We start from the raw sequence: 12,330 nt of genomic DNA on the forward strand, positions 1-12,330 counted from the left end.
AAATTAAGCGACGAGCTTATGGCTTCCGAGACGATCTGTACTTTTTCTTAAAAGTCAAGGCCGCGTTCCACGGACTTCCGAGATGAACCTTTTTTCTTGTTGATCCGCCCGTCCCGACATCTGAATTGTTCGGCTTACGCGCGTAACTTGCCCGCGCGCAAGCCTGCAATGATTAGGCCCGTCTGAACAGGCGCACATTTCTAAAATGGACGGGAACCATCAACGACCGGACGGCGTCAGGCTCCTCCCCTCGCCGCTCCTCATGAGATCCAAGACCATGCAAAGAAGACAACTCATCGGAGCCGCCGCAACTGCGGGCTCCGTCACGATCGCCCCCGCCCTTCTGACGGGCTGTGCTGCCGCCCCTAAGTCCGAACCCGCCGCAACCGTTGCGACGCTCCCCGAAGGTGCGTCCGCCCACGTGACCGCCGTGGCGCCGACGGGTGCCTACAGGGGCTGCGTGCTTGATGGCACGGGCGTGCGCCGCTGGCTCGGCATTCCCTTCATCAAAAATCCTTACGAGCCCGTGCGCCGCTACCTGAAGCCCGAACCCTACGGCGCGCACGAGGGCGTCATGGACTGCCTGAAGCACGGCAGCATTCCGCTCCAGCCCAATCCCGACAAGAATGTCGAGAAGAAGATGGTGGGCGGCGACGGTCCGCTCTGCCTGAACATCTGGGCGCCGAAGGCGGGTGAGAACCTTCCCGTCATGGTCTGGGTGCCGGGCGGCGGATCGATCAGCTGTGCCCAGAACGACGAACGTTTCGACGGCACGAACTTCGCCCGTGACGGCGTCGTGCTCGTCACCCTCGCCTACCGCGTGAACGTCGACGGCTTCCTCAAGCTCAGGGGCGGAGACTCAGGCAACGGCAACCGCGATATTCTCGAAGGCCTGCGATGGGTCAAGGCCAACATCGCGGCCTTCGGCGGCGACCCCGACAAGATCACGGCCTTCGGCCAGTCGGCGGGCGGCACCCACCTCGTCGACGTGATCGCCTCTCCGTACACGAAGGGACTGTTGGCAGGTGCCGTCATCCAGAGCCCGTCAGCCGTCGCACAGTGGCGGGATGCTGCCCAGGCCGAGGAAGCCGCAAAGCTCGTCTGCGACGCCATCGGCTGCGAACCCACCCGCGAAGCCATGCTGAAGATACCCAATGAAAGCCTTGCGGCCTTCGGATCGCTTGCGGGCAGGCTCGCGAAGAACGCCGCATGGGCCCGGAGCACCAACGGCAACATCGCACTCTTCAAGGCATACGTGGGCGACGACTTCATGCCGGTGCGTCCCGTGGACGCCATCGCTGCCGGCGCGTGCGAGGGTCTCGCCGTGATCACCGGTTCCACCCGTTCCGAGTGGAGACACTACATCGTTCCCAACGGCCTCATCGCCAAGGTGAACGAAGCTGCGGTGAAGGCGCTCTGCGTCAACGCCGGGCTTTCCGCCGATCTGCCCGAAGCCTACCGCCGTGCAGGCAGGGGCTCGACGCCGGGCGACGTATTCGCCCAGATCCAGAGCGACATCATCTTCCGCATGCCGTGCGTGCGGCTCATGGAATCCCTGCGCAGGGGCGGCGCGACGGTCTGGGCCTACAGCTTTGACTGGGAGAGTCCCGTCGAAGGAAAGAGCGGCGTTCCCATCGGAGCCGCCCACTCGAACGACCTTCCATTCGTCTTCGACAACCTCGATGCGCCCCGCTCCCTCAAGTCGAACGGTGCCGACGCTCCGAGGTCCCTCGCCTACGCCATGCATTCCTCGTGGGTTGAGTTCGCGAAGACGCAGAAGGCTCACTGGCCCGAATTCGAATTCCGCACCCGCAGGGCCCTCTCCTTCACGAGGACCCCGTCCCTCGTGAGCGATCCCTGGGCGTTTGAGCGCCTCGCCAATCCCGCCCGCTGAGCAGTCGGACTCATCTGACGGCAAGGCCCCGCTGCGACATTGTGCGCAGCGGGGCCTTGTTTTTGGGAACGGACGAACCGCCCATGAAAAACGGGCCCCGATCCCGAAGGATTGGAGCCCGTGTTTTCTTTGTCAGCCGATCAGGCAAGCTGAGCGGCAGATCCCGAAGTCATTAGAAGAGGCTGCAGGCAACGAAGCCGAGAGCGACGGAAATGACGATGGCGAGGACGCCCGGGATGAAGAAGGAGTGGTTGAAGACCCACTTGCCGATGCGGGTGGAACCCGTGTAGTCCATCTGGACGGCGCCGAGGAGGGTCGGGTACGTCGGGAGAACGAACAGGGCGGACACAGCGGCGAAGGAAGCGACCAGCATGTAGGAGTCGCCCGGGTTGGCAGCGGTGATGCCGAGAGCGGCGACGATGGCCGGGGTGATGGCCTTGGCCGTAGCAGCCTGGGAGTACAGGAGCATGGCGGCAATGAAGAACACCACAGCGAGGAGAGCCGGATACTGGGCAACGGAGTCAGCAGCCATGGCCTTGATTTCAGCGGAGTGGCCGGAAACGAACGTGTCACCGAGCCAAGCCACGCCGAACACGCAGATGCAGGCGATCATGCCGGACTGGAAGACGGAAGACTGACCGATCTTGTTGATGTCGATCTTGCAGCAGAAGGAGATCAGCGTGGCGATGATGAACATGAAGCACCAGATAGCGGCGTCACGCGGCACAACGACCGGGGAGATCAGGCCAACAGCCGGGGAGATGGCGGAGGCGTAGAAGACAACGCAGAGAACGCCGAGGAGGAAGATAAGGACGGACGTCTTGGCGCCGGCCGGGAGTTCCTTCTTTTCAGCAGCGTTCGGGGCCTTGACGAGACCCTTGGCAAGGCGTTCCTTGTAGACCGGGTCGGAGCTCAGGTCCATGTTGGAGATGAGCGTCATGATGAAGGCCGTAAGCATGCAGCCGGCGAACGTCGTGACGATCCAGATGCCGAGCAGGGCGGGATAGGACCAGCCGAACTTTTCAAGCACGCCGGACATGTAGATCACAGCGGCGGAAACCGGGGAGGCCGTAATGGCGATCTGGGAGGCAACCACAGCGATGGAAAGCGGAACAGCCGGACGGATGTTCTGTTCCTTGGCGACTTCAACGATAACCGGGATCATCGAGAAGGCGGTGTGGCCCGTGCCGGCGAAGAGCGTAAGCACATAGGTCACGACCGGAGCGAGATAGTTGATCTGCTTCGGGTTGCGACGGAGGATGCGTTCAGCGATGCGAACGAGGTAGTCGAGACCGCCGGCGAGCTGCATGGCAGCAATAGCGGCAATCACGGAAGCGATGATGAGAATCACGTCCCAGGGCACATTACCCGGCTTCATGCCGAAGCCAAGGCCGAGGACGAGAACGCCGGCGCCGCCGACGTAGCCAATGCCGATGCCGCCAAGGCGGACACCGAGGAAGATCGCGGCGAGAACGACCACGAACTGGAGAAGGGTGATGAAGTCCATATTAGCTTCAAAAACGGCGGGAGCCGCTTTTGAATCCTCTCTTTTCTTTGGTTGGTTAATCGAAGCAATCCGGCTTGGGCAGGAGCCCAAACCGGAGTGCTTCGTTTTTTTTTGTCCGGGACCACCCTTTTTCAGAGCGGCCTGGATCCAGACTTTATTATCTTACTTTTCGAACTTCGGGTTGATGAGGTTTTCGTACGTGAAGACCTTGTCCCACTGTTCCTGGGTAAGCATCTGCTTTTCTTCGACAACGAGCTGATGGAGGGACTTGCCGGTGAGGAAGCCTTCACGAGCGATGTTGGCGCAGGGCTTGTAGCCGAAGTGCGGCTTCAGGATCGTGATGATGCCGAGGGAACCCATGACGAGATCCTTGCAGTGTTCGGCGTTCACGACGATACCGTCGATGCACTTTTCACGCAGATGGTTGCAGGCATTCGTCATGACCTTCATCTGCATGTAGAGGGCGAACGTAATGACCGGTTCCATGACGTTCAGTTCGAGCTGGCCGGCGGAAGAGGCGAGCATGACCGTCGTGTCGAGACCAATGGCGAGGAAGGCAGCCTGGTTGGTGACTTCCGGGATCACGGGGTTGACCTTGCCCGGCATGATGGAGGAACCCGGCTGGAGCTGCGGAAGGATGAGCTCGGAGAGACCCGTACGCGGACCAGAAGCGAGGAGACGGAGGTCGTTGCAGACCTTCGTGAGCTTGACGGCGAGGCTCTTCACAGCGGAAGAGAGAGCAACGTAGGAGCCGCAGTCGGACGTAGCAGCGATGAGGTCTTCGCTGTTGCGGAAGTCGATGCCGGTGATTTCAGCGAGGTGCTTGACAGCCTTGGCCGGGAACTCCGGATGCGTCGTCACGGTCGTGCCGATGGCGGTAGCGCCGAGGTTGACAACCTTGAGGTGTTCCTGAGCTTCCTTGATCGTCTTGATTTCGTCGGCGATGGTGAAGCCCCAGCCGTGGAATTCCTGACCGAAGGACATCGGAACGGCGTCCTGAAGGTGGGTACGGCCCATCTTGAGAACGTCCTTGGTTTCTTCAGCCTTCTTGTAGAAGGAAGCGACGAGGTCTTCAACAGCCTTGAGAAGGACGTTGGAGCGAAGGATCAGGGACAGGTGGAAGGCCGTCGGGTAGGAGTCGTTCGTGGACTGACCGAAGTTGGCGTGGTCGTTCGGGGAGACCTTCTTGTCGCCCTTCGGGAGGCCGAGGTGTTCGCAAGCGAGGTTGCAGAGCACTTCGTTGCAGTTCATGTTCGTGGACGTGCCAGCGCCACCCTGGAGCCAATCGGTGACGAACTGGTCGTTGTACTTGCCAGCGATGATCTGATCGCAGGCCCAGATCAGGGCGTCAGCGACGTCGGCCGGGATGCAGCCGAGTTCCTTGTTCGTCATCACGGAGGCCTTCTTCACATAGCCGTAGGCGATGGCGAAGAACGGTTCCTGGGACATCGGCATTTCGGTGATGTTGAAGTTGTGCTTACCACGCATCGTCTGGACGCCGTAGTAGGCTTCATCCGGAATCTCGAGTTCGCCAAGGAAGTCGCTTTCAATACGAGACATTTTATTTGCTCCTCAAATATTCGGGTCGGACCAGACAGAGAGAATTCTCTGCCGGTGATCCTCACCGTTTGTGTTTCCCGCGGGGCGTTATGTTTGGTCCTGAACGCTGATCCCGGGAAACGGGTCGAAACCGCAAGAGGTGATCAAATGATCTCAAACCAAAAGATCACCTCTCACGACCTACATTTTACTGCCTAGCCGGCTTAATGGGAATAGCCTTTTTCTGGGTCGGCAGAACCTTGTCGTAACCACGCATGCCCTGTTCAGCCATCTTGCGGCGGATGAAGGCGATCTGCGTCTTCAGGGGAAGTTCCTTCGGGCAGAAGTCATGGCAGGCAAGGAGGGACATGCAGCCGAACACGCCGGATTCGTCACCGACGATATCGTAGTAGTCGGCGTCGTTACGCGTGTCGCGCGGGTCGAGACGGAAGCGGGCGATCTTGTTGATGCCAACGCCGCCGACGAAGTCCGGGCGGATGCGAACCGTACCGCAACCGGCGATACAGCAGCCGCATTCCACGCAGCGGTCGAGAACGTAGATGTCTTCGGCGAGCTGCGGGTCCATCGGGACTTCCTTCTTGCGAAGGTCGACTTCCTCTTCCTTCATGTGAACCCACGTTTCCATGCGTTCGGACATGTTGCGCATCCACTTGCCGGTGTTGACCGAGAGGTCGCCGATAAGTTCGAAGGCGGGAAGCGGGGCGAGCGTGAATTCCGTCGGAAGGTCACGCGTCAGCGTACGGCAGGCGAGACCCGGCTTGCCGTTGATCATCATGGCGCAGGAACCGCAGATGCCGGCGCGGCAGACGAAGTCGAACTGGAGCGTCGGATCCTGGGTGTCGCGAAGTTCATTGAGAGCAATGAACAGCGTCATCGAATCGGATTCTTCCAGCTCATAGGTCTGCATGTGCGGCACGCTCTCAGGATCCTGCGGGTTGAAGCGCAGGATGCTGATCTTGAGCATGCGGTGCTGCTTGTTGGTGGTCTGTTGAATATCAGCCATTTTGACGTCAATCTCCAAAATTAGTCTTTCAGCGGTTCATCAACGCGTTCGTTCTTGCCCTTGAGGCGCTTCGGCAGCAGATCCTGGTAGGGCATGAGGGCGTCCTGAATAGCGAAGCGGTCGGCACCGGCGGCTTCCATCTTGGCGCGGATAGCGTCAACTTCAGCCTGGCGCTTGGCCGATTCCGGATTTTCGATGTAGTTCTTCACACCGTAGCCGCGGAAGCCCGGGGGAAGTTCCATCTTGCTGATATCAAGCTTTTCGTAGTTGAGGGTCGGCAGCGTGTCGCCTTCCTTCCACGTAGCGATCGTACGGTTGAGCCATTCGATGTCGTTACGAACCGGGAAGTCTTCGCGGTAGTGAGCGCCGCGGGATTCCTTGCGGTTGAGAGCGCCGTAGGCCACGGAGAGGGCCACGCGGAGCATCTTCTGGGTACGGTAGGCGTAGATGAGCTCGGGGTTCGGGCCGACCACGTCCTTGACGGACACCTTGAAGGAGCGCTTGTAGAGCTCTTCAAGTTCAGCGACGGCGGATTCCATGTCAGCGCCCTTGCGGAAGATGCCGATCTTCGTCGTCATGATTTCCTGCATGCGGGTGCGGATTTCATAGGCGTTTTCAGAGCCGCCATTGTTCATGAAGGACTTCAGGCGAGCCTCTTCCTTGGCGAGAGCGCCGTAGATGAGGGACGTCGGGATGTCGATGCCGTTTTCAGCCTTGTCGCAGAAGTCGGCGATGAATTCACCGACGATCATGCCGGCCACGACGGTTTCAGCAACGGAGTTGCCGCCGAGGCGGTTGAAGCCGTGCATGTCCCAACAGGCGGCTTCGCCGGCAGCGAAGAGGCCCTTGAGCGTCGGGGATTCGCCGGTCGGCTTCGTACGCACGCCACCCATGGTGTAGTGCTGGGCCGGACGGACGGGCACCCATTCCTTCGTCGGGTCAACGCCGAGGAAGTAATGGCAGATTTCGTAGACTTCACGCAGCTTGTGCTTGATGTGGTGTTCGCCAAGAAGCGTGATGTCGAGCCAGATGTGTTCGCCAAAGCGGCTCTTCACACCCTTGCCCTGGGCAATGCGTTCTTCCATGCGGCGGGAAACCACGTCGCGGGAGGCGAGTTCCTTCTTTTCCGGTTCGACGTCCGGCATGAAGCGGTGGCCGTCGACGTCGCGGAGCAGACCGCCGTCACCACGGCAACCTTCCGTGACGAGAATGCCGGCGGGGAAGATGCCGGTCGGGTGGAACTGGATGGCTTCCATGTTGCCGAGGGAGGCGACGCCCGTTTCGAGAGCGAGGTCGTAGCCGGTGCCTTCGCAGATGACGGCGTTCGTCGTCACGCGATAGATACGGCCGGCACCGCCCGTGGCGATGGCCGTAGCCTTGGACACGTAGGCCATGAGTTCGCCCGTGATGAGGCAGCGAACGATGGCGCCGTAGCAGCGCTTGCCGTCGTGAATCAGAGAGAGGGCTTCAACGCGTTCGATGACCGGGACCTGTTCGGCGATGATGCGGTCGGAAACGGCGTTGAGCATGGAGTGACCGGTACAGTCGGACACGTAGCAGGTACGCCACTTCTTCGTGCCGCCGAAGTCACGCTGGGCGACGAGGCCGGCAGCTTCCTTGCGTTCGGTAATGGTGACCTTTTCACCATTGATGATGACCTGGCGATCACCCGGGGTGATGCGGCTCCAGGGCACACCCCAGGCAGCGAGCTCACGCACGGCCTTCGGGGAGGTGTTCACGAACATGCGGACGACTTCCTGGTCAGCACCCCAGTCGGAGCCGCGGACCGTGTCGCCGAAGTGGACGTCTTCGTTGTCGCCGACGCCCTTGATGACGTTGCCGAGCGAAGCCTGCATGCCGCCCTGAGCAGCCTTGGAATGGCTGCGCTTCGGCGGAACCAGCGACAGGACGATCGAGTCATGCCCACGGCGCTTGGCAGCAACGGCCATACGCAGACCGGCAAGACCGCCACCGATCACGAGCACGTCGGTGTAGATAATTTTCATTTCCAATGGTCTCCTAGATCCAAAGACGATGTGCCGGGAGCGAAACTGGGGTTCCGCCCTGCCCGGCACGGGGTCAGATTCCGTCAATTCACCTGAATCGCCGTTCTCCTGGTGCGACTCAGTTGAACTGGCCTCTTCACGACCTTGCGGCAGTCGTTCAAGAGGCGGACTTTGAAGCAAGAAAGTAACGCTTTCTTTCTCCGCATTCCTTATATCAGCTTTGCCGAAATCGGGTAGCGGGAAAGTCGGGAGGATGACGTCTGCGTCAAACTTTGCCCAATCTTTACGATCTGCCTTCTCGAAAAGCTACGTATTTCTACGGTCACCCGTGTCAGCATCGATTCTTTCGAACTAGGCAAAACACCCAAGGCGGCTTTTCTTAAGTCACGCGCAGTTTATTACTACTACCACCTCAGAAACATTCGGGGTAACCCTAGGTTTCTGTTTTTTTCTTAAGATTCAGTCAAGGGTCCTCAAATCTCTGATCGCCCCGCTTCTCCTGATTCCCCAAGCATTCGCCCGATCCGCCCTCCGGCGCCCCCCGAACGGGCTCCTACCTAGGACTGCGCGCCAACCTATCCCAAGGTACTACCACTCAAGTAATACACGTTAACCCCTAAAATGCCTTAAATGTTAATCTCGTTGTAGGCCGTCTCGCCTAGGGAATTCTGCGTATTTATACTCACTTTTCCTCCTCATAGGCTTTATAGTGTTCCTTAACAAATCCGATAGAATCATCCCCTATCGTGCAAAATTTTCCGATAGAATATAGGCATTCAGCGGATTTCGCCGCAACGCGCCCGACATGCGCGCACCGACTTCGGAGGATACCCACCATGCCCGTCAATCCCGTCCACACCGACAACGCCCCCGCCGCCATCGGCGCCTACAGTCAGGCGACGCTCGCCGAGGGCTTCCTCTTCACGTCGGGCCAGCTTGGTCTAGTGCCCGCAACGGGCGCACTTGCCGAGGGCGTCGAGGCTCAGGCTCGACAGGCCTTCGCCAATCTCGAGGCGATCTGTGCCGCAGCGGGCACCACGCTCGGCAACACCGTCAAGATGACGATCTTCCTTGCAGACATCAACGAGTTCGCCGTGGTCAACAAGGTGATGACCGAAGTCATGTCCAAGCCCTATCCCGCCCGCTCCTGCTTCGCGGTCGCCGCACTTCCCAAGGCCGCCCGCGTCGAGATCGAGGCCGTGGTGACGATGCCGTAAGGCAATCCCCCATCTTTGTATATATGCAGAACATGGCCGCCGCCCCGAAACAGCAGGAGCGCGCCTCGGGCGTCATCCGTCAGGAGAAGCTCGCGCCCCTTGACGTCAGGCTCGAGAAGCTCGGGCTCGTGCGCGACTGGGACTTTGCGCTTCACCTCCCGCTTCGCTATGAGGACGAGACGAGCGTCACACCCATCGGCTCGCTCGCCGTGAACACGCACGCCCAGATCGAGGGCCGCGTCGCAGACCAGCGCTTCGTGCGCACGGGCCGCGGTCAGCAGCTTCAGGCCGTCGTCGAGGATTCGACGGGCAGCATCACGATCCGCTTCCTCCACTACTTCCCGTCCATCCAGAAGCAACTTGCCGTCGGCAGCACCGTGCGCCTCTACGGCGAGCCGCGCGAGGGCTACTACGGCGGGCTCGAGATGGTGCATCCGCGCATCAAGTCCGGCAAGGCTGCCGAGACCGAACTGCCCAATGCGCTCACGCCCGTCTACCCCGCAGGCGAAGGCATCCAGCAGCGATGGCTTCGCAAGCGCATCGACCGCGCACTGCTCGATCTGGACCTCACGGACCTCGTGCCCGAGGCGGTCAGGACGAAGTTCGGCCTTCCCGGCCTTCGCGAAGCACTCTCCTACATCCACACGCCGCCCTCGGGCGCCGACGTCATCGGTCTGCAGGAGCGCTCCGCCCCCGCCTGGCGCAGGCTCATCTTCGACGAACTCCTCGCCCAGCAGATCACGCTGCGCGAATCGCGCGCCGTGGCCTTTCAGCGCACCGCCCCGCCGCTCGCGGGCGACGACGCCGAACTGGTCGGCTGCTTCCTTGCGCAGCTTCCCTTCAACCTCACGAACGCCCAGCGCCGCGTCACGGACGAGATCCTCGCCGATCTGGCCGCGAACCGTCCCATGCACCGCCTCGTTCAGGGCGACGTCGGCAGCGGCAAGACCGTCGTAGCTGCGCTCGCCGCCCTGCGCGCCGTGGCCTCGGGTCATCAGGCCTCCCTCATGGCGCCCACCGAGATCCTCGCCGAGCAGCACTTCAGGAAGATCGCCGCCTGGCTCGAGCCTCTGGGCATCCGCACCGCCTGGCTCACGGGCCGCCTCAAGACCGCGGAGAAGAATGCCGCGCTCGAGGCCGTCGCCTCAGGCGAAGCACGCATCGTCATCGGCACCCACGCCCTCATTCAGGAAGGCGTCAAATTCGCGAACCTCGGGCTTGCGATCGTCGACGAGCAGCACCGCTTCGGCGTTGCCCAGCGACTTGCGCTGCGCACCCGCCCAGAGTCCGCCCTCGTCCCTCACCTCCTGATGCTCTCCGCGACCCCGATTCCGCGCACGCTCGCCATGAGCTACCTCGCGGACCTCGACGTCTCGGTCATCGACGAGCTGCCGCCCGGCCGCACGCCCGTCGTCACCAAGACCGTGAAGACCTCCCGCAAGGACGACGTGCTTTCCGTCGTGAGGAGTGTCGTTGCGCAGGGCCGCCAGGTCTACTGGGTCTGTCCGCTCATCGAGGAAAGCGACAAGCTCGACCTCACACCCGCGACCGTCTGCCGCGACGACCTTCAGCAGCGCCTGCCCGACCTCACCGTCGGCCTCGTGCACGGTGCGATGCCCGCTGCCGAGAAGGATGCCGTCATGCAGGACTTCGTCTCGGGCCTCACCCAGATTCTCGTCGCCACCACCGTCATCGAGGTGGGCGTCGACGTTCCCAATGCAACCCTGATGGTGATCGAGCACGCAGAGCGCTTCGGCCTCGCGCAACTCCACCAGCTTCGCGGCCGCGTCGGCCGCGGCGCCACCCAGAGCGCCTGCATCCTGCTTTTCGGCGAGGACATCTCGCCCGCGGGATGGGAGCGCCTCAAGGCGATCAGGGACACGACCGACGGCTTCGAGATCGCGAGGCGCGACCTCGAGATGCGCGGCCCCGGAGAATTCCTCGGCGAACGCCAGTCGGGCACGCCGCTCCTACGCTTTGCGGATCTCGATCGCGACGAGGCGCTCCTTGCCGCCGCACGCCGCACGGCCGATGCCTGGCTCGAAAAGGACAGGGATGCGGCCCTCAGGCACGCGGCCCGCTGGTTCAAGACGGCTGGCGAATTCCTAGCCGCATGAGCCCTTTGCGAAACGTCCCGCAACCGCACTACCATATTCATACAATCCACAAACAAGGATCCCTGATCATGACTCTCACCGAACTCAAGTACGTCATCGCGGTGGCCCGTGAAAGGCACTTCGGCCGCGCCGCCGAATCCTGCTTCGTGAGTCAGCCCTCCCTTTCCGTCGCCATCAAGAAGCTCGAGGAAGAGCTCGGCGTCTCGATCTTCGAGCGCCGCACGCCCGACATCTCGATCACGCCCGTGGGCGCCGCCATCATCGAGCAGGCCCAGAAGGTGCTCGAGGAAAGCCGTCTCATCTCAGAGATCGCCAAGCGCGGTCAGGATCCGCTCGCCGGCCCGATCCGCCTCGGCATGATCTACACGGTCGCCCCGTACCTCATGCCCGAGCTCATCGTGAAGCTCTCCACGCTCGCCCCGAAGATGCCCGTCTACCTTGAGGAGACGTACACCACCGAGCTCATCTCCCAGCTGCGCACGGGCGCCATCGACGTCGCCATCATGGCCGACACGATCTCCGACACGGGCTTCATGACCCAGGCCCTCTATCAGGAAAGCTTCGTCGTCACCGTTCCGTCCCACCATCCGTGGGTCAACCGCAACTACATCGGTCCGCAGGAACTGCGCGACCAGACGATGCTTCTGCTCGGCGCCGGCCACTGCTTCCGCGACCAGATCATCGGCATCTGCCCGGACCTCGTGCGCGCCAACATCGGCATCGCCGACGTCCAGCGCACGGTCGAGGGCTCCTCGCTGCAGACGATCTGCCACATGGTCGCCCAGGGGCTCGGCATTACCGTGCTGCCCGCCTCCTGCGTGCCCTATCTGCGCTCGAACGTCAACAGCATCAAGACGATCCCGTTCAAGAGCCCGTCGCCCTCGCGCCGCGTCATCATGGTCTGGCGCAAGAGCTTCACGCGCATGAGCGCGATCGAGACGCTCGCCCAGGCGGTCAAGAGCACCACGCTCAACGGCTGCTTCTATCTTGACGAGCCGCCCGTCGCCGACTGAGCCGCACCGCCGA

The 12,330-nt window shown here is 61.6% G+C and carries 8 protein-coding genes; 4 read left to right on the plus strand and 4 right to left on the minus strand.

From position 1 onward, the window contains the following. The first annotated feature begins 277 nt into the window (after positions 1 to 277). Positions 278 to 1,894 carry a carboxylesterase/lipase family protein gene (locus tag HMPREF9465_RS01530; protein ID WP_005433409.1) on the plus strand — a complete coding sequence of 539 codons (1,617 nt, stop codon included), beginning with the start codon at positions 278 to 280 and terminating at the stop codon, positions 1,892 to 1,894. 172 nt (positions 1,895 to 2,066) lie between these two features. Here the strand turns inward: HMPREF9465_RS01530 and HMPREF9465_RS01535 are convergent, their stop codons facing one another. From HMPREF9465_RS01535 to HMPREF9465_RS01550, 4 genes are all read right to left on the minus strand, one after another. Next, positions 2,067 to 3,392, minus strand: a complete 1,326-nt coding sequence (locus HMPREF9465_RS01535; protein WP_196793840.1) for an anaerobic C4-dicarboxylate transporter — start codon at positions 3,390 to 3,392, stop codon at positions 2,067 to 2,069. Positions 3,393 to 3,563: 171 nt separating this feature from the next. After that, entirely contained in the window at positions 3,564 to 4,961 is a 1,398-nt protein-coding gene (locus tag HMPREF9465_RS01540) for an aspartate ammonia-lyase (protein ID WP_005433413.1), read from the minus strand. Between the two features lie 187 nt (positions 4,962 to 5,148). Next, complete coding sequence (locus tag HMPREF9465_RS01545; protein WP_005433417.1) at positions 5,149 to 5,964, minus strand: fumarate reductase iron-sulfur subunit; 816 nt, start codon at positions 5,962 to 5,964, stop codon at positions 5,149 to 5,151. 20 nt (positions 5,965 to 5,984) lie between these two features. Next, on the minus strand, positions 5,985 to 7,970 hold the full coding sequence (locus tag HMPREF9465_RS01550; protein ID WP_005433419.1) for a fumarate reductase flavoprotein subunit: 1,986 nt from the start codon (positions 7,968 to 7,970) through the stop codon (positions 5,985 to 5,987). An 836-nt stretch (positions 7,971 to 8,806) separates the two neighbouring features. On the opposite strand from HMPREF9465_RS01550, the gene HMPREF9465_RS01555 reads away from it, so the two are divergent. From HMPREF9465_RS01555 to HMPREF9465_RS01565, 3 genes are all read left to right on the plus strand, one after another. After that, positions 8,807 to 9,187, plus strand: coding sequence for a Rid family detoxifying hydrolase (locus HMPREF9465_RS01555; RefSeq protein WP_005433420.1), 381 nt, complete (start codon positions 8,807 to 8,809; stop codon positions 9,185 to 9,187). 23 nt (positions 9,188 to 9,210) lie between these two features. Beyond that, positions 9,211 to 11,304 (plus strand): ATP-dependent DNA helicase RecG, encoded by a 2,094-nt coding sequence (recG, locus tag HMPREF9465_RS01560; RefSeq protein WP_005433422.1) that lies wholly within the window; start codon positions 9,211 to 9,213, stop codon positions 11,302 to 11,304. Between the two features lie 68 nt (positions 11,305 to 11,372). After that, positions 11,373 to 12,317 carry a LysR substrate-binding domain-containing protein gene (locus HMPREF9465_RS01565; protein WP_005433424.1) on the plus strand — a complete coding sequence of 315 codons (945 nt, stop codon included), beginning with the start codon at positions 11,373 to 11,375 and terminating at the stop codon, positions 12,315 to 12,317. Positions 12,318 to 12,330: the final 13 nt, after the last annotated feature.

Source organism: Sutterella wadsworthensis 2_1_59BFAA, from assembly GCF_000297775.1.
Taxonomy (GTDB): Bacteria; Pseudomonadota; Gammaproteobacteria; order Burkholderiales; family Burkholderiaceae_F; genus Sutterella; species Sutterella wadsworthensis_A.